We start from the raw sequence: 18,877 nt of genomic DNA on the forward strand, positions 1-18,877 counted from the left end.
CGGGCGGGTGGCAGTGCTGGGAGCTCCGGCGGAGATCCGGGGATGGGGCCTCGCGGGCCTGCTCGTCATCCCGGCGGCCGACGACACCGAGGCGCGCAAGGCCTGGGCCACGCTTCCAGCCGGCGTACGCCTCGTCGTCCTCACCCACGCAGCCGCCGAGGCGATCGGCGCCGCGGGCGAGAACGACGGACCTCTGATCGCGGTGCTGCCATGACTCCGAGCCGGCCGGTCCCGTCCGGCGTCGCCGATCCCCTGGCGCCGGTCCGCGAAGCGCTGCTGCGCGCTGCCCGCGCCGAGGCGGACCGGGTGACCGCCGAAGCTCGGGCCGAGCGTGACCGCCGGCTGACCGCTGCCCGGGATCGGGCGGCGGTGATCCAGGCCGAAGCGCGCAAGCGTGGGCACGACGACGCCGCAGCGGCCGGCGCGGCTGACGAAGCCGCGGCCGGGCGGTCATCGCGGCAGACCGTTCTGCGAGCGCGACGCGACGCGTACCGCGCCCTGGAGCAGCAGATACGTGAGCGGGCGAGCGCCTGGCTGGCCGAGCCGGCCGTCGAGGCAGCGGTCCGCGCACGCGTCGCGGCCGCCCTCCGGCCGGGCGCATCCGTGATCGTGACGTCGGGCGCCGTGACCGGCACCCTCGATGACCGCCAGGTCGAGGTGACCGCTCGAGGCCTGACCGGTGAGGCGCTGCGGGATCTCGGCACGAGGATCGAGGAGATGTGGCGGACATGAGCGCCGCGAGGGTGACCCGCGTGGACGGGCCCATGGTGGAGGTGAGCCACACCGGCCGGCTGGCCATGCACGAGCTGGTCGAGATCGGCCCGGACGCGCTGCCCGGGGAGGTGGTGGCCATCCGCGACGGCCGGGCCACCGTGCAGGCCTACGAGTACACCGGCGGGCTGCGACCGGACGACCGGGTGTGCCCCACGGGCACCCCGCTGACCGCCCGGCTCGGGCCCGGTCTGCTGGGCCGGGTGTTCGACGGATTGCTGCGGCCGCTCACCGACGGTCCGGTGTGGTTGCTCCCGCAGGCCCCGGGCACCGACCTCGACGGCGAACGCTGGGACTTCGAGCCGGGCGTGCGCGTGGGGCAGCAAGTGACCGGGGGTTCCGAGCTCGGCACCGTGCCGGGACCGGGCGCTGTCGTCTATCGCATCATGGTCCCGCCGGACGGTGGCGGCACCGTCGAGAGCATCGTGCCGGCCGGACGCTACCGGGCGGACGATGAGATCGCCGTCGTCGGCGGCGCCCCGGTGCGGCTGACCACGCGATGGCCCGTGCGCCTTCCCCGGCCGGTGCGGGAACGCCGGCCGGCCGACACTCCGCTGCACACCGGCCAACGCGTTATCGACCTGCTCTTTCCCGTGCTCAAGGGCGGCAGCGTGGCCGTGCCGGGCGGCTTCGGAACCGGCAAGACCATGTTGCTGCAGCAGATCTCCAAATGGTGCGACGCCGACGTCATCGTGTACGCCGGCTGCGGCGAGCGCGGCAACGAGATGGCCGACGTCGTGACCGAGCTGTTCGCCCTGACCGATCCGCGTGGCGGCGGACGCCTGGCCGATCGGACGGTGGCGATCGCCAACACCTCGAACATGCCGATGATGGCGCGCGAAACCGGGGTCCACTCAGCGGTGACAGTGGCCGAGTACTTCCGTGACATGGGTTACGACGTCCTCGTCATCGCCGACTCCACGTCGAGGTGGGCCGAGGCTCTGCGCGAGTTCGCCTCCCGTACGGGCGTGCTGCCGGCCGAGGAGGGCTACCCGGCCACCCTCGGCTCGGCGCTGGCCGCGTTCTACGAGCGGGCCGGCGCCGTCACCACACTGGGGGGTGCGCACGGATCGGTGACCATCGTCGGCGCCGTGTCGCCGCCCGGCGGGGATCTCACCGAACCGGTGACCACCCAGAGCGAACGCTTCGTCCGGGGCTTGTGGACGCTCGACCGCGAACTCGCCTACGCACGACACTATCCGGCGGTCTCGTGGTCCGGGTCGTTCGCGCGGGACGCCCTGACGGTCGGAGCCTGGCAGGTGAGTCACGGCGCTCCGAACTGGGCCGCCGACCGGGCGCGCCTGCTCAGCCTCCTGACCGAGGCGGACCGGCTGGCCGCGCTGGCTGAGCTGATCGGGATCACCGGGCTGGCGGCACCCGAACGGGCGGTGTTGCTGACCGCCCGGCTGGTGCGCGACGCGGTGCTCAGGCAGAGCGGGTTGTCGCCCCGTGACGGCTACTGCGGACGAGCGAAGGGCCTGGCCCTGGTGGAGGCGGTGCTCGCGGTCGGCGACCGGCTGCGGTGGCTGGCCGAGCAGGGCCGCCCGGCGGAGAGCTTCGAGTCGGCCGATCTCGGCGCGCTCGTACGGGTTCGCGACACCGCCGGACCGGACGACGCCGCCGCCGTCCTGACCGCTCGCGACACCGTGCTCACGGAGCTGGAGGGCGTGTCATGAACCCGCTCGCCGTCTCGTTCAGCGCCGTTCGCGAGCTGAGCGGCCCCTTGCTCGTCGTGTCGGGCGTCACGGGCGTCGGCTGGGACGAGTTCGCCGAGATCCGGACCGGCGGCCGGGTGCGGCACGGCCTCGTTCTTGCCGTCGCCGACGACCTGGCCGTGGTCCAGGTGCTCGAGGGCACGTTCGGCATGGACCCGGCGGCGACAACTGTGCACTTCGCCGGCCGCCCGCTCCGCATCGACGTCGGCCCCGGCTGGCTGGGCCGCACCTGCAACGGGCGCGGTGTGCCGATCGACGACGGGCCACCGGTGCTCGGCCCGCGCCGGTCCGCCGTCGCCGGCACCCCGATGAACCCGACCCGGCGGCAGCCGCCGGCCGAGCCGGTGCTCACCGGTGTCTCGGCGATCGACGGGCTGACCACCCTCGTCCGCGGTCAGAAGCTGCCCATCTTCTCGCAGGCCGGCCTCCCGCACCTACAGCTGGCGACGCAGATCGCCGCCCAGTCGACAGCGGGCGGCGAGCCGTTCGCTGTCGTCTTCGGTGGGCTCGGGCTGACCCACGCCGACGCCGACGCGGTTCGTGACGCTCTCGCCGCCCGGGCCGCCGCGGGCGAGCTCACCATCCTGCTCAACACCGCGGACGACCCGGTGATCGAACGCATCCTGACCCCGCGGCTGGCCCTGACCATCGCCGAGGACCTGGCATTCGTCGAGGGCCGGCACGTCCTGGTCGTGCTCACCGACATGACCAGCTACGCCGAGGCGGTCCGCGAGGTGTCCGCCGCGAGAGGTGAGATCCCTGGACGCCGCGCCTATCCCGGCTATCTCTACAGCGACCTCGCCTCGCTCTACGAGCGCTGCGGCCGGATCGCCGGGCGGCCCGGTTCGGTGACGGTCCTGCCGGTGCTGACCATGCCGGCCGGGGACATCACCCACCCCGTGCCCGACCTCACCGGATACATCACCGAGGGACAGGTGGTGCTCTCCACGGAGATCGCCGCCGCGGGCGTCTACCCACCGGTGGACGCGCTTTCGTCGCTGTCCCGCCTGATGCGTCACGGCGCCCGGCCGGACCATCTCGACGTCGCCGCCCAGGTCATGGCGGCGCTCGCCCGCGCACGTCAGGCCGCCGAACTGGCCGACCTGGTCGGGCCGGGAGGCCTCAGCGAAGCGGACCGGAACTATCGCCGGTTCGAGGACCGCTACCTCACCGGCCTGCTCTCCCAGTCACCCGACGAGTGCCGGCCCCTGGAGGAGACGATGAGGCTGGCATGGCAGGCGCTGTCGGTGCTGCCACGTCGCGAGCTGGTCCTGCTGCCGGAGCACGAGCTGGCCGCTCACGGGATCGCGCCGTGAGACGGCCCGGCTCGGTGCGGACGCCACCCGGCCGGGCGGGCGTGCAGCTGCTGCGCCGGCGGCTGGCGGTCGCCGAGGCCGGCGCGCGACTGCTGGCGCGGGAGCTGACCGTCCTGGGTGTCGAAGCCGAACGCCTGGATTCTGCCGCTGCCGTGGCCAGGACGCGGTGGCACGAGGCCGCGCGACGCGCGCAACGCCTGCTCGACCGTGCCGGTCAGCTGACCGGCGATCGGGGGATACGACTCGCGCTCCTGCCCGGCGGGGCCGAGGTCACCGTGCACACGACGACGCTCATGGCGCTGCGATACCCCGGCCGGGTGGATTGCGACCTGCCGGAGCGCTCCCCCGGCGCGGCGCCACCCGGCGACGCCACCCTGGTGAACGCCGAGCGGGCGGTGCGGGAGGCGGTCGCCGAGGCCGCCCGGCACGCCGCGGCGACCAGGGCCGCGCGGATCGTCGCCGACGAGGCCGAGCTCACCCGTCGGCGCCTGCGGGCCCTCGAACACCGCCGCATTCCGGCCCTGCGCGAGGCCCTCGACGGCGCGCTCGCCCGTATCGAGGAGGCCGAGTCGGCCGACGCCGTCCTGCGCCGCTGGGCCACAACTGGTGGCCGGAAGCTTTCGTCTCCGGCCTGAGGGCTCTATCTCGAGTTCTCGCCGGCGCCGACGGTTGACGCGGGAGGCGGATTCCCCGGATGTCGAGGGACCAATGGCCCTGCTCGCGACGGGGTCCCTCGGCAAGACTGAGATCAACGAACAGGAGGCGTGTCATGGCTGGTGGTTGGCGTGGATTCCGGGGATCCATCTGGCGGGACACCGTCGATGTGGCCGCTTTCGTACGGGACAACGTGACCCCGTACGAGGGAAGCTCGGAGTTTCTCAGCGGCCCCACACCGCGGACCGAGCGGATTTGGGAGCAGCTGCAGCGTATGTTCCCGGAGGAGCGGCGGCGTGGCATCTACGACGTCGACGCGCACACCCCGTCGAGCATCACCTCTCACGCGCCCGGGTGGATCGACCGTGATCACGAGCTGATCGTGGGGCTGCAGACCAGCTCGCCGCTGCGCCGGGCGATCATGCCCAACGGCGGGCTGCGGATGGTGGAGAACGGCCTCGCCGCGTACGGGTTCGAAATCGACCCGTACCTGAAAAAGATCTTCACCGAATATCGGAAGACCCACAACGACGGGGTGTTCGACGCCTACCCCGCCGACGTGAAAGCCGCCCGGCGTTCCCACATCATCACCGGGCTGCCCGACGCCTACGGCCGCGGCCGGATCATCGGCGACTACCGGCGGGTCGCGCTCTACGGCGTGGACCGGCTGATCGCCGACCGGCGCGCGCTCAAGGCGTCGCTGGACGACCGGCTGTCATCGCAGGATGTGATCCGCGACCGGGAGGAACTGGCCGAACAGATCCGCGCCCTCGAGGAGCTGCGGTTCATGGCCGAGCAGTACGGCTACGACATCTCCGAACCCGCGACCACCGGGCGCGAGGCGATCCAGTGGCTGTACTTCGCCTACCTGGCCGCCACCAAGGAACAGAACGGCGCCGCGATGTCGCTCGGCCGCACCGCCTCGTTCGTTGACATCTACCTGCAACGCGACATCGCCGAGGGCACGCTGACCGAGCAGCAGGCGCAGGAACTGGTCGACGACTTCGTCATCAAACTGCGCATCATCCGGTTTTTGCGCACCCCCGACTACGACCAGCTGTTCTCCGGCGACCCGACCTGGGTGACTGAGGCCTTGGGCGGTATCAGCGCAGACGGCCGGCCGCTGGTCACCCGCACCAGCTTCCGCTACCTGCAAACCCTCTACAACCTCGGCCCCGCCCCCGAACCGAACCTGACCGTCCTGTGGTCCCCGGCCCTGCCCGAGGGATTCAAACAGTTCTGCGCCCAGGTCTCCATCGACACCAGCGCCATCCAATACGAAAACGACGACCTCATCCGCCCCGCCTACAGCGACGACACCGCGATCGCCTGCTGCGTCTCAGCCATGCGCGTCGGCAAGGACATGCAATTCTTCGGCGCCCGCGCCAACCTCGCCAAAGCCCTCCTGTACGCCATCAACGGCGGCCGCGACGAAATGACCGGCGAGCAGGTCTTCGAGGGCGCCCCGATCACCGACGACGTCCTCGACTACGAGACGGTGATGGCCGCGTACGACAAAACCTTGGACTGGCTGGCCGAGACCTACGTCGACGCGCTCAACGTCATCCACTACATGCACGACAAATACGCCTACGAACGCCTCGAAATGGCCCTGCACGACTACCCCGTCCACCGATTCCTGGCCACCGGCATCGCCGGGCTCTCCGTCGCCGCCGACAGCCTCTCCGCCATCAAACACGCCCAGGTCAAAGCCCTGCGCGACGACCGGGGGCTGGCCGTCGACTACACAGTCGACGGGGACTTCCCCGCCTTCGGCAACAACGACGACCGCGCCGACACCATCGCCGCCGACCTGGTCGAACGATTCATGACCAAAATCCGCCGGCAACCCGCCTACCGCGACGCCGAACCCAGCCTGTCCGTGCTCACCATCACCTCGAACGTCGTCTACGGCAAACACACCGGCAACACCCCCGACGGACGCCGCGCCGGCGAACCGTTCGCACCCGGCGCCAACCCCATGAACGGCCGCGACAAACACGGCATGGTCGCCGCCGCCCTGTCGGTCACAAAACTGCCCTACCGGTCCGCCCGCGACGGTATCTCACTGACCATCACCGTCACCCCCGACGGGCTCGGCCACACCCGCGACGAACGGATCACCGACCTGACCGGCGTGCTCGACGCCTACACCGACGCCGGTGGGTTCCACATGAACGTCAACGTCCTCGACCGGGCCACCCTCCAGGACGCCATGGCCCACCCCGAGAACTACCCGCAACTGACCATCCGCGTCTCCGGCTACGCGGTCAACTTCGTCAAACTCACCCCGGAACAACAGCGCGACGTCATCTCCCGAACCTTCCACGGGTCGCTGTGATGGCCACCATCGCCCGGACCGTGACCGGCTCGCTCCACTCCTTCGACATCTCCACCGGAGTGGACGGGCCGGGCACCCGGTTCGTCGCCTTCCTCGCCGGCTGCCCCCTGCGCTGCCAGTACTGCCACAGCCCCGACACCCAGTACCGCCGCTACGGTGGCCTGACGACAGCCGAAAACCTGCTGACCGAGATCCGCCGCTACGAGCGCTTCCTCAAGGTCGCCCACGGCGGCGTCACCATCAGCGGCGGCGAACCGCTGCAGCAGGTCGCCTTCACCCGCGAAATGCTGCGCGGCTGCCACGACATGGGACTGCACACCGCCCTGGACACCAGCGGCTTCCTCGGCAGCCGCGCCGACGACGACCTGCTCGACGCCACCGACCTCGTCCTGCTCGACATCAAGAGCGGAAACCCCCGTACGTACGCCGAAGTGACCCGCACCGGCCGGCTCGAGCCCACGATCCGGTTCGCGCATCACCTCGCCGAGCGCGGCAAGCCGATCTGGGTGCGCTTCGTGCTCGTCCCCGGCCTCACGGACGAGGTGGCCAACGTCGACGCCGTCGCGGCGATCGCCGCCTCGGTGCCCACCGTCGAACGGGTCGAGGTGCTGCCGTTCCACCGGCTCGGCGCCCAGAAGTACGCCGCCCTCGGGCTGCCCTTCCCGCTCGCGGACACGCCGGCGCCCGACGAGGCACTCTTGCGCCGGGTCCACGACCAGTTCCGCGACCACGGGCTGGCGGTGTACTGACCGGCCAGCCCGTCGGCGCAATCGGGTCAGGCGAGGCGGGCTCTGATGATGCGGGCGCGCAGCCGGTGCAAGCGCGGCATGAGCCCGTAGATCACGACGGGGACGGCGGGCCCGCCGAGGTTCTCAGCATCTTCGGCCGGCCCGGTGAACGCATGCTCGTGCGCGCCCGGGCCGACGCCGACCGGGACGAGCACCACGGCTGACCTGGTCGGATCCCGATCCGCGATCTCGGCGTCCCGCTCATCTCAGTGGCGCCTGACGGCTGCCCGGCTCACACGTCAGAATCGTGAAGGTCCGCTGCACGGCGGTGGCGAGAGCGTCGTGCTCGGGCACGATGACGGGATCGGCGATGACGGTGACGGTCAGGGCGCCCGCGTACGACAGCGCCGCGAACGTGACGCCTGTGTTGCCGGGCGTCACCACCATCGGCACGAGCTCGCTGACCCGGCGGCCCGCCAGATGCATGACGGTGCCGGGGCCGCGCAGGTTGGTCTCGAAGGTGTGCACCAGGCGCTGGTGGTCGATGAAAACCCGCAACAACCCCGTACGGCCGAGCGCGCGGAACGCGACACCGAGCGGCCCGGCCGACGCCGCACGCTGCGCCGACCTCCGTTGTTCGCGTGTGGTGGCAACGATGGCGGCGAGCCGGATCTCTTCGTCGAGGACCGTGGGAACGGCGATCGGCCGTACGCCGGTGTTGTTGCCCAGGCGGTCCGGCCCGGCCGACGAACGACCCGAGACCGGCACCGAGACGACCAACTGCCCGGGATGTTCGCCTCGGGCCCGCAGCACGGCCGTCATCGCCCCGGTGACCGCGCACAGCACGACGTCGTTCACCGTTCCGCCGGCGCGGTGAGCCGCGGCCACGACCCGGTCGAGCGGAACCGTCACGCTCGCCAGCGCCCGGCGATCCGAGGTCGGCCGCACCAAGGAGATCCGCTCGGCCCGCCTCGGGCGGCCCCCGAGCTCACGGAGCCCAGCCACTGCACGCCGCAGATCACCGGGCACGGAGCCCAGGGCCCGCAACCGGGCCCGCGTCGCATCGGAAGCCAGCGCCCGTGCCGACGGAACCGGCAACGGGAAGGGACGGTGCGGGCCGGCGCTGGGCCACTCGTCGGCGAGCGCGGCGAGAACCGCGAGGCCGCCGATGCCGTCCACGACAACATGGTGCGCGACGACGATCAGCGCGTTTCGGCCGGCGCCGGTGGTCACAACCGCGCGCCACAACGGGCGCCGCGGGTCGAAAGGCCGGCACAGCAGCGACGCCGCCACACCCAGCACCTCACCGTCGGGGACTTCGATCACCGCGACGTGGCGGTCCACCGTGAACGACGGGTCGTCGGCCCAAACCGGACGGCCGCAACCCACCGGTGTCCGGCGCAGGACCTGACGAAGCCGGGGTATGCGCGCGATCCGCGTACGCATCAGCTCGAGCAGCTCGGCCGGGGCGGGCGCCGATTCGTCGAACAGGAGAACCACGCCGAGGTTCGTCGGCACGGCGCCACGGTCAGCGACGAGCACCGTCAGGTCCATCGGCCCGATCCGTTCGATCAGCATCGCAGCGCCTCCCAACGCCGTACGGCCCGATCGTCGCAGTCCCACGGGGGCCAGAAGCAGGGCCGATGGACCTGTGTCCGGCAGGTCGGGTCCTCCGGCTCTGCCCGCCGGTCCGAGCCGCTCGTAGCGTCAGCGGAAGGAGGCACCCATGGACACCTCAGAGCTCGTCAGCTGCGTCGAGACGGCCACCCTGGCCCCGTCGCTGCACAACAGCCAGCCGTGGCGGTTCCGGCTGACCGGCGACGTGGTCGAGGTGTACGCCGACCGCGACCGTCAGCTCGACGTGCTCGACCCCGACGGCCGGGAGCTCCTGGTCAGCGTCGGCGCGGCCGTCTTCACGCTCCGCCTGGCACTTCGCCGGGCGGGCCGGATCCCCGAGGTCACCGTCCTGCCCGACGCGGGCCGTCCCGACCTGGTGGCCGCAATCAGGCCCGGCCCCGTGGCCCAGCCCTCACCCGCGGTGGTGGAGCTCGCCGACGCCATCGAACACCGCCACACCAACCGGCAACCGTTCCTGCCCAAGGTCGTGCCCGCCGACGTCATCGACGAGCTGCGCGTGGCCGCCGACCGTGAGGGCACGGCACTGACAATCGCCGGGGCCGCAAGCCGCACCGTCATCACCGGACTGGGCCGGGAAGCCGAACGCCGTCTACGGGCCCGCAACGGCTACCGCGCCGAGATGGGCCGCTGGACCCGGCCGGCGCCCCGCCGCGACGGTGTGCCGGCCGCCGCGTACGGCCCCTGGGACGCTTTGGAGAGGCTGCCGATGCGCGACTTCGGCCTGGTCCACGCACCCCGGCAGCGCAAGTCCGAGGTGTTCGAGAAATGGCCGACGATCGCCGTGCTGAGCACCGGCGGCGACAGCCCGGCCGACTGGGTCGGCGCCGGCCAGTCCCTGCAACGAGTGCTGCTCGTGGCCACCCGGCGGCACCTGGCCACCACACCGATCAGCCAGCCGGTCGAGATCCCCGGCATCCGCGAAGTCCTGACCGACCAGCGAGCCGGCCGCTTCGCGCAAATGGTGATCCGGCTCGGATACGGACCACCGGCGCCGGCCAGCCCGCGACGCCCGATCACCGAGGTCCTGTCCGCGCCGCACACAGGAAACGGAGGCACGCCATGAAAGCACTGGTCGTGTACGAATCAATGTTCGGCAACACCGAAGCCGTCGCCCGCGCCGTCGCCGACGGACTCGGTGAGGCCTTCGAGGTACGTCTCGCCGAAGCTCGCGACATCCCGTCCACCGATGATGTCGACCTGCTGGTCGTCGGAGCACCGACACACGCCTTCGGGCTGAGCCGGCCCAGCACCCGGCAGGACGCGGCCAAGAAGGGTGAAGTCCGCCCCGCCACAGCCGACGTCGGTATCCGTGAATACCTGGACCTGTTGCCGGCACGCGCGGACCTGGCGGCCGCCGCCTTCGACACCAAGGTCGCCAAGCCTGCGCTGCCCGGGTCCGCGGCACACAAGGCCCATCGGCGGCTGCGCCGGCTCGGCTGCCGGATGGCCCGGCCACCGGAAACCTTCAAGGTCACCGGAACCACGGGACCCTTGCTCGCCGGCGAGCTCGAGCGGGCGCAGAGGTGGGCCGCGGAGCTGGCCACCGCCGAAGGTTCCCTTCGGCACACCGCGTGAAGGCCGGGCGGGCCGGGCCCCGATGATGAGCGCCCGCATCAGGCGGAGGGTACGCGTGATCGAGCGCCGTCGGGCGTCATGTCGGCGCGAGGAGGTCGGCGGTGACGTCCGCGATACGGGTGCAGCCGCTCAGGGCCATGGCCAGGTCGAGGTCGGCGAGCAGGCAGCGCAGCACGTGCGCGACGCCGGCCCGGCCGTCGAGGGCGAGGCCGTACAGATAGGGGCGGCCCAGCAGGACGGCGTCCGCGCCCAGCGCCAGCGCCTTCAGCACGTCGCTGCCGGTGCGGATGCCGGAGTCGGTGAGGATCGGCACGGCGTCGCCCACCGCGGCCCGTACGGCGGGCAGCGCGTCCAGGGCGGCCACCGACCCGTCGAGCTGGCGGCCGCCGTGGTTGGAGACGATCAGGCCGTCCACCGCGCCCTGGTCGAGGGCCAAGCGGGCGTCCGCCGGGTGCAGGATGCCCTTGAGCAGGATCGGCAGCGACGTGACGGATCGCAGCCACGGCAGATCTTCCCAGTTCAGGCCGGGGTTGGCGAACACCCTGGCCCAATGCTGGAGGACGGCGCGGTCGTCGGGGTCGTCCGGCAGACCGGCCCGGAACACCGGGTCGGCAGTGAAGTTCGCGATGCCGGCGCCGTGCAGGAACGGCAGGTAGCCGCGGTCCAGGTCGGTGGGGCGGTAGCCGAAGGTCGGCGCGTCCACGGTCAGCACGATGGCCGAGTACCCGGCCCGCTCGGCCCGGCGGACCAGGGACTCGGCCAGGGCACGTTCGTTGGGCAGGTAGAGCTGGAACCAGCGCGGTTGGGGGCCGGCCGCGGCGGCGGCTTCCTCGAGGGTGTACGACGCGTTGGTGGACAGGACGAACGGGACGCCCGCATCGGCCGCGCCCCGGATCGACGCCAGTTCGCCCTCGGGGTGCACCAGGGTCTGGGCGGCCACCGGGGCCAGCAGCACCGGGGCCGGCAGCCGGCGGCCGAGGACGGTGACGCTCAGGTCGCGCCGGTCGGCGCCGCGCAGCATCCGCGGCAGCAGGGGCCGGCGGTTGTAGGCGGCCCGGTTGGCCCGGCCGGTCTCCCCGGCGCCGGCGTCGCCCACCAGATAGCCGAGGGTGTCCGGGGTCAGGACCGGGCGGGCCAGGTCCTCCAGGGCCGTCAGGTCGGTGGTCAGCCGGGGCGTGCCGCCGCCGAGGCCGGCCAGGTAGATGGCCCGCACCAGGCCGGCGGGCGCGGGACGCAGCCGGTCGGCCAGGACCACACCCGCCTCGGAACCGGGGGCCAGCACCGCGAAGTGGCCGCCGGACAGCAGCACCGTGTCGCAGCCGCCAGTGGTGTGCCGGGCCCAGCCGCGGACCTGCTCGGCCGAGTTCTTGGAGTCGGCGCCGGCCAGCAGGACGGTCACCGGCGCGCGGAGGGTGGCGCCGGGCGGGCAGGTGTAGCCGCGCAGCGCCCGGTGGTCGGCACGCAGCAGGCGCAGGATCTCCTCGACCACGTCGGCCTCGGCCAGCAGCGCCTCGGGGACGCCGCCGAGCCGGCGCAGTTCGGCGACCACCGCCGCGTCGTCCATGGCGTCGAGATCGGGTTCCGCCCAGTCGTCGCCGGGTGGCCGGGCGGCAGAAACGAAGACCCCGGCGACCGCACCCGCGCGTTCCAGCAGCCGCGCGGTTTCGAACGCGACCAGGGCGCCCATGCTGTGGCCGAGCAGATACAGCGGGCGGTCGAGGCGGGACGCCAGGTGGCCGGCCGCCTCGGCGGCGAGCGCGGCGATGTCAGTGGCACACGGGTGCGCCGCACGTTCGCGGCGGCCCGGGTACTGGACGGTGAGCGTCTCCACGTCGGCGGACAGGGCCCCGGCCAGGGCGGTGAAGGCGTCGGCGCTGCCGCCCGCGTGCGGGAAGCAGGCCAGTTGCACGGCGGCGGACGGCCGGGGGTGGACGGTCCGGATCGGCGTGGTCCCCACGTTCAGCACGTCGCCTCCTGTGCCAGCCGGCCGAGGTGGTCGGCCAGGTGCTCCGGGGTCGGCCAGTCGTAGATGAAGGTGGCCGGCAGCCGGGTCCCGGTCGCGGCGGCGATGCGGTTGCGCAGTTCCACCACGGCGAGCGAGTCGAGGCCGATGCGGTCGAAGGGCACGTTGGGCTCGACCGCCAGGGCGGACGGGTGGCCCAGCACGACGGCGGTTTCCCGGCGTACGACCTCGATGAGCGTGTCGGCCGGGCCGTCGGGAGGCGGCTCGGGTTCGGCGGTCCGGGGGCGTACCAGGTCGCGCAGCATCGGCGAGGGTGCCTCGGCGCCGAGCTCCCAGGCGGCCGCGACGACTGTCGGGGTGTCCCGGCGGATCGCGGCATCGAGCAGGTCGAGCCCCTGCTCGTCGGAGAGCGCCGCCACGCCGGTCCGGGCCATCCGGGCGAAGTCGGCCCCGGTCAGGCCGCCGCCCATGCCGCCGTCATCACCGTCGCCGCGCCACAGGCCCCAGACGATCGAGGTGCCCGGCTGCCCCTGGGCGTGGCGCAGCTCCATCAGGGCGTCGAGGAAGGCGTTCCCGGCGGCGTAACCGGCCTGCCCGGCGGTGCCCAGCGTGCCGGCCAGGGAGGAGAAAGCGACGAACCGGCGCAGGTCCATGTCCCGGGCGGCGGCGAGCAGGTTGAGGGTCGCGTCCACCTTGGGGCGCAGCACGCGTTCGAGCCGCTCGGGGGTCAGGGTGGCCAGCAGGCCGTCGTCGAGGACACCCGCCGCCTGCACGATGCCACCGATCCGTACGCCGAGGCCGGCCAGTGCCGCCGCCAGGGCATCCGGGTCGGCGGCGTCGCAGGCCACACTGCGGACCTCAGTGCCGCCGGCGGTCAGGTCGGCGATGTCGCGCCCGGCCGTACTTCCGGGTGCCGGGAGGTGCCGGCCCATCAGCACGAGCTGCCGTACGCCGTGCGCGGTCGCCAGGTGGCGGGCGACCACCCGGCCGAGCCGGCCGTGGCCGCCGACGATCAGGACCGCACGGGTGGTGTCCCACAGCTCGTCGCCGGGAAGGGTGAGCACGACCTTGCCGACGTGCTTCGCCTCGCCGAGGTGGCGGAAGGCGCGCGGGGCCCGCCGGATGTCCCAGGTGGCGATCGGCGGCGGCGCCAGGGTCCCCCGCTCGAAGAGGCCGAGCAGGACGGCGAGCATCTCCCGGATGCGGTCCGGCCCGGGGTCCCGTACGTCATAGGCCCGGTAGGCGACACCCGGATGCGCCGCGGCCACCGCCGCCGGGTCACGCCGCGCGGTCTTGCCCAACTCCAGGAACCGCCCTCCGTCGCGCAGCAGGCCCAGCGAGGCGTCGATGAACTCTCCGGCCAGCGAGTTGAGCACCACGTCGACGCGCTCGAAACGGGCGAAGTCCAGAGTGCGGGACGAAGCGATGCGGTCGTCCGGCAGCCCGGCCGCGCGCAGGAACTCCCACTTGGCCGGGCTCGCCGTCGCGTACACCTCGGCGCCCAGATGCCGGGCGAGCGCGAGCGCGGCGGTGCCGACGCCACCGGTCGCGGCGTGCACCAGGACGGATTCACCGGCGCCGAGGCCGGCGATGTCCACCAGGCCGTGGTACGCGGTCAGGTAGGCCACCGGCACGGCCGCGGCCTGCTCGAAGGACCAGCCGTCGGGGATCCGGCACACCAGCCGGTGGTCGGTGACCGACACCGGCCCGACCCCGGCGAACAGGCCCATCACCCGGTCACCGGCGCGCACCCCGGTCACGCCGGGCCCGGCCTCGATGACCACACCGGCCCCCTCGCCGCCCTGGCCCGGCCCGGACGCGTCGGCGTCCACCGACGGCGGGATCACGCCGAGGGTCAGCAGGACGTCCCGGAAGTTCACGCCGGCGGCCCGCATCCGCACCCGGATCTGGCCCGGCCCGAGCGGAGCGCCCGCCTCGGGCCACGGCGCCAGGGCGAGGCCGTCGAAGGTCTTGCGGCCCACGAAGTCGAGCCGCCAGTGCGGCTCTCCGGCCGGCGGGGTGAGCCCGACAGCCGGGTCGTCGTGGACGAGAACCGGGCGGTACGCCACGCCGGCGCGCAGGGCGATCTGCGGCTCGCCGGTCGCGAGGGCCGCCGCCAGCATCCGCTGGGAGGTGGGCTCGCCGTCGGTGTCGGCGAGGACGAACCGGCCGGGGTGTTCCGCCTGCAGGGCCCGAACGAAGCCCCAGACGGCCCGCTGGGCGAGACCGGCCGGGCGCTGCTCGCCGTCCACCGCCACGGCCTCGCGGGTGAGGACGGCCAGGCGGGTGCCGGCGTACCGCTCGTCCGAGGTCAGGGTCCGGACCACCGACAGCAGGGGATGAAGAGCCTCCCGTACGCCGGTGGTGTCGTCGCAGCGGAACAGCATCCGGTCCCCGGCGCCGGCCATCTCCGTCCACCGAGCGGCCGGCCCGGGCGGGATCGCGATCCGTGTCCACGATGGAACGAGCAGGCCGTCGCGGGCGCCGGGCATCGGGCGCAGCGCGAGCGAGCGGATCGACGCCACCGGGTTGCCGTCCGCGTCGGCCACGTCCACGGAGACCGCCTGCGCGCCGGATGGGGCCAGGCGTACCCGAAGCGCGGAGACCACGGTGTCCGGAAGGCGGGCACCGGACCACACATGCGGTACCGGCGTGCCTTCACCGCCGTCCAGCACGAGGGGGTGCAGCGCCGCGTCGAGCAGCGCCGGGTGCAGAAGATAGCCGTCGCCCGGCAGCGCCACCTCGGCGAAGGTCTCCGATCCGCGGCGCCACACCGCCCGGACTCCGCGGAAGGAAGGTCCGTAGTCCAGGCCCCTGGCGGCAAGCTGGTCGTAGAGGTGCTGCCGCACCCGGGGTACGGGCTCCGCACCCGGCGGCGGCCACGCGGTCAGGCCGGCGGCCGGGCCGGCCGGGCCGTCGCCGAGGATGCCGTGGGCGTGCCGGACCCACTCCAGCGTCTCCCGGCGCGCATGCACGGTGACCGCCCGGCGTCCGGCGTCGTCGGCCGCCTCGACGTACACCCGCAGCTGGACCTCGTCGTCCTCGGGCACCGTCAGGGGGTGCTCCAGGATCAGCTCCTCGACCGTGGCGCAGCCGGCCGCACGGGCCGCATGATCGGCGATCGACAGCCACGCGGTGCCCGGAAGCAGCACTTCGCCGGCAACCCGGTGCCCGGCCAGCCAAGGGTGGTCGGCCAGTGTCAGACGGCCGGTCAGCAGCAGGGCGCCCGTCCCGGGGATCTCGGCCACCGCACCCAGCAGAGGGTGGCCGGCCGGGGTGCAACCGGCCGCGCGGACCGCGTCGGGGCCGCCGGCCGGTGCGGGCGGGTCCAGCCAGAAGCGGCTGCGCCGGAAGGCGTACGTCGGCAGCGGGATCCGCCGGCTGCCGCGCCCGCCGAGAACCGCCGCCCAGTCGACCGGCTGACCCGTGACGTGCAGCCGGGCCAGTGCGCCGAGCAGCGTGGCGGGCTCCGGCCGGTCGGCTCGCAGGGCCGCCACGACGGTGCTGCCGGTCGCGCAGGCGGCGGTCGGCGCCGCCGGGTCACTGCCGCGGCCCACCCCGTCGCCGGGGCCCAGCTCGACGCCGCGGCCCACCCCGCAGCCGCAGCCCGCCCCCTCGCCGGGGCCCAGCTCGTCGCCGCCGGGGCCCAGTTCCACGAACCGGGTGCAGCCCAGCTCGGCGAGGTGTTGCATGCCGTCCAGGAAACGGGTGGTGCCGCGGGCGTGCCGGGCCCAGTAGTCCGGGTCGGCCAGGCCGCCGGGCTCCACCGCCTTCCCGGTCAGGTCGGAGACCAGCGTGATGCGGGGCTCCGCCGGATCGAGCCGGGTGGCCGCCGGCCGCAGCCCGGCCAGCGCCGGTTCGATCAGCGGGGAGTGGAAGGCCTGGCCGACCCGCAGCCAGGACGCCTTGCCGCCGGTCGCCTGGAAGGCCGCCACCACGATGGCCAGGGCTGTCCGCTCCCCGGACAGGACGGTCGAGTGCGGCCCGTTCACCGCCGCCACCGACAGGTGGTCCTCGTAGCCGGCGATCAGGGCCGCGGCCTCTCGTTCGGCGACATTCAGCACGACCATCGCTCCGCCGGCCGGCAACCGGCCCATGGCCCGGCCCCGGGCAGCCACCAGCTCGGCGGCGCCGGCCAGCGGCAGGGCGCCGGACACGTGGGCGGCCGCCAGGGCGCCGGCGGAGTGGCCGAGCACCGCGTCCGGGCGTACGCCCCATGTCTCCAGCAGCCGGAACAGGGCGACCTCGCTCGCGAAGACGGCCGGCTGAGCCCACTCGGTGCGCCTGAGCAGCGCCGCCTCGGCCGATCCCTCGGCGGCGAACACCACCTCGCGCAACGGCCGGGTCAGATGCGGGTCGAGGGCGGCGCACACCGCGTCGAAGGCGGCAGCGTAGGCCGGGTATGCCCGGTACAGCCCCTCCCCCATGCCGGGACGCTGGGATCCCTGGCCGGCGAAGAGGAACGCGGTGCGGCCCTCGTCGGCCACCCCGCGGATCAGTTGGGGCGCGGACCCGTCGGTGGAGAGCGCGCGCAGGGCCGCCCCCGCCTCCCCCGGATCGGCGGCCAGGACCACTGCCCGGTGCCGCAAAGAGCCGCGGGCGGTCGCCAGGGAGAACGCGAGCGAGGCGAGGCCGGGAGCGGACGCCAGCGGGGTGAGGAGCCGTTGCGCCTGGTCGGCGAGCGCGTCGGCACCGGCGGCCGACAGCAGCAGCGGAACGATCGTGGTGTCTGGTGAGGGGCCCCCTTCCTTCTTTCCGCCCCCCGCCCCCCGCCCTGTGCCTGGGCGGGGCCCGGTTGCGGCCTCCAGGATCAGGTGCGCGTTCGTGCCGCTGATGCCGAACGACGAGACCCCGGCCCGCCGCGGGCGCTCCCCGGCGGCCCACGGCACCGGCTCGGTCAGCAGTTTCACCGTGCCGGCCGACCAGTCCACATGCGACGTCGGCCGGTCCGCGTGCAGCGTCGCCGGCAGCACACCCCGCCGCATCGCCTCGACCATCTTGATCACGCCGCCGACGCCGGCCGCCGCCTGGGTGTGCCCGATGTTGGACTTCAGCGTGCCCAGCCACAGCGGGTGGCCGGCCGTGTGGGCCCGCCCGTACGTGGCGATCAGCGCCCGCGCCTCGACCGGGTCGCCGAGGCGCGTGCCGGTGCCGTGCGCCTCGACCACGTCGACCTCCGAGGCCGGTACCCCGGCGTCGGCGAGGGCCTGGTCGATCAGCTGTGCCTGGGCGGTGCCGCTGGGGGCGGTCAGGCCGTTGCTGGCGCCGTCGTGGTTGACCGCCGAGCCGCGGATCACGGCGAGCACCTCGTGGCCCTCGCGCTCGGCGTCCGACAGCCGCTCGACGAGCAGCACCCCGGCGCCCTCGGCCCAGCCGGTGCCGTCGGCAGACTCGGCGAAGGCACGGCAGCGGCCGTCGGCGGACAGTCCGCGCTGCCGGCTGAACTCGATGAACGACGTCGGGGTGGCCATCACGGTCACGCCGCCGGCCAGCGCCTGGCGGCACTCCCCGCGCCGCAGGGACTGCACGGCCAGGTGCAGCGCCACCAGGGACGAGGAGCACGCCGTGTCGACGGTGACGGCAGGGCCCTTGAGGTCGAAGGTGTACGCCAGCCGGCCGGAGGCCACGCTGCCCGCGCTGCCGGAGCTGAGGTAGCCCTCGTACGCGGCGGGGGCGGGGGTCAGACGGGAGGCGTAATCGTCGTACATCACACCGACGAACACGCCGGTACGGCTGCCGCGCATGCTCTGCGGGGGGATGCCGGCCCGTTCGAAAGTCTCCCAGGCGACCTCCAGCAGCAGGCGTTGCTGGGGGTCGATGGCGTGGGCCTCGCGGGGCGAGATGCCGAACGGCTCGGGGTCGAAGTCGGCGGCGTCGTGCAGGAAACCGCCGGCACGGGTGTACGAGGTGCCGGCGGCGTCCGGATCCGGGTCGTAGAGGGCGGCCAGGTCCCAGCCGCGGTCGCCGGGGAACGGGCCGATCGCGTCCACCCCGTCCGCGACCAGGCGCCACAGGTCCTCCGGCGAGGTGACTCCGCCGGGATAGCGGCATGCCATGCCGACGATCGCGATCGGCTCCCGGTCTCGTTCCTCGGCCTCGCGCAGCCGCCGACGGTATTCCTGCGCGTCGCCGACGGCTCTCTTCAGATACGTCCGAAGTTCCTCTTCAGTAGCCAT

General features: G+C 73.5%; 13 protein-coding genes. 9 read left to right on the forward strand and 4 right to left on the reverse strand.

Annotated features, from left to right (window positions below; all coding sequences use genetic code 11):
* Positions 1–7 precede the first annotated feature (7 nt).
* From C8E87_RS01775 to pflA, 7 genes are all read left to right on the forward strand, one after another.
* The gene (locus C8E87_RS01775; RefSeq protein ID WP_203720950.1) at positions 8–214 is read left to right on the forward strand and encodes a hypothetical protein; all 207 of its coding nucleotides are present in this window, start codon (positions 8–10) and stop codon (positions 212–214) included.
* The gene (locus C8E87_RS01780) at positions 211–732 is read left to right on the forward strand and encodes a hypothetical protein (RefSeq protein ID WP_133871451.1); all 522 of its coding nucleotides are present in this window, start codon (positions 211–213) and stop codon (positions 730–732) included. The genes C8E87_RS01775 and C8E87_RS01780 overlap by 4 nt, the downstream gene beginning before the upstream one ends.
* Positions 729–2,447 carry a V-type ATP synthase subunit A gene (locus C8E87_RS01785; protein ID WP_133871452.1) on the forward strand — a complete coding sequence of 573 codons (1,719 nt, stop codon included), beginning with the start codon at positions 729–731 and terminating at the stop codon, positions 2,445–2,447. The genes C8E87_RS01780 and C8E87_RS01785 overlap by 4 nt, the downstream gene beginning before the upstream one ends.
* The gene (locus C8E87_RS01790) at positions 2,444–3,802 is read left to right on the forward strand and encodes a V-type ATP synthase subunit B (RefSeq protein ID WP_133871453.1); all 1,359 of its coding nucleotides are present in this window, start codon (positions 2,444–2,446) and stop codon (positions 3,800–3,802) included. Before C8E87_RS01785 ends, C8E87_RS01790 begins: the two co-directional genes overlap by 4 nt.
* Complete coding sequence (locus C8E87_RS01795; RefSeq protein WP_166661030.1) at positions 3,799–4,437, forward strand: V-type ATP synthase subunit D; 639 nt, start codon at positions 3,799–3,801, stop codon at positions 4,435–4,437. The genes C8E87_RS01790 and C8E87_RS01795 overlap by 4 nt, the downstream gene beginning before the upstream one ends.
* Positions 4,438–4,571: 134 nt before the next feature.
* Positions 4,572–6,797, forward strand: coding sequence for a formate C-acetyltransferase (pflB, locus tag C8E87_RS01800; protein ID WP_133871455.1), 2,226 nt, complete (start codon positions 4,572–4,574; stop codon positions 6,795–6,797).
* Positions 6,797–7,546, forward strand: coding sequence for a pyruvate formate-lyase-activating protein (pflA, locus tag C8E87_RS01805; RefSeq protein ID WP_133871456.1), 750 nt, complete (start codon positions 6,797–6,799; stop codon positions 7,544–7,546). Before pflB ends, pflA begins: the two co-directional genes overlap by 1 nt.
* Positions 7,547–7,572: 26 nt before the next feature.
* On the opposite strand, the gene C8E87_RS43445 is transcribed toward pflA, so the two are convergent.
* Both C8E87_RS43445 and C8E87_RS01810 read right to left on the reverse strand, forming a co-directional pair.
* The gene (locus tag C8E87_RS43445) at positions 7,573–7,743 is read right to left on the reverse strand and encodes a hypothetical protein (protein ID WP_166661031.1); all 171 of its coding nucleotides are present in this window, start codon (positions 7,741–7,743) and stop codon (positions 7,573–7,575) included.
* 43 nt (positions 7,744–7,786) lie between these two features.
* Positions 7,787–9,103: a wax ester/triacylglycerol synthase domain-containing protein gene (locus C8E87_RS01810; RefSeq protein WP_133871457.1), complete on the reverse strand. Its 1,317-nt coding sequence runs from the start codon at positions 9,101–9,103 to the stop codon at positions 7,787–7,789.
* Positions 9,104–9,251: 148 nt separating this feature from the next.
* Here C8E87_RS01810 and C8E87_RS01815 point away from each other — a divergent pair, with 148 nt between their 5' ends.
* Positions 9,252–10,226, forward strand: coding sequence for an Acg family FMN-binding oxidoreductase (locus tag C8E87_RS01815; RefSeq protein WP_133871458.1), 975 nt, complete (start codon positions 9,252–9,254; stop codon positions 10,224–10,226).
* Positions 10,223–10,738 (forward strand): flavodoxin family protein, encoded by a 516-nt coding sequence (locus C8E87_RS01820; RefSeq protein ID WP_133871459.1) that lies wholly within the window; start codon positions 10,223–10,225, stop codon positions 10,736–10,738. The genes C8E87_RS01815 and C8E87_RS01820 overlap by 4 nt, the downstream gene beginning before the upstream one ends.
* Positions 10,739–10,814: 76 nt before the next feature.
* Here the strand turns inward: C8E87_RS01820 and C8E87_RS01825 are convergent, their stop codons facing one another.
* Positions 10,815–12,704, reverse strand: a complete 1,890-nt coding sequence (locus C8E87_RS01825; RefSeq protein ID WP_203720951.1) for an alpha-hydroxy-acid oxidizing protein — start codon at positions 12,702–12,704, stop codon at positions 10,815–10,817.
* A complete protein-coding gene (locus C8E87_RS01830) occupies positions 12,698–18,877 on the reverse strand; it encodes a type I polyketide synthase (RefSeq protein WP_203720952.1) in 6,180 nt (2,059 codons plus the stop codon). Before C8E87_RS01830 ends, C8E87_RS01825 begins: the two co-directional genes overlap by 7 nt.

The sequence above is a fragment of the Paractinoplanes brasiliensis genome (assembly GCF_004362215.1).
Lineage (GTDB): Bacteria > Actinomycetota > Actinomycetes > Mycobacteriales > Micromonosporaceae > Actinoplanes > Actinoplanes brasiliensis.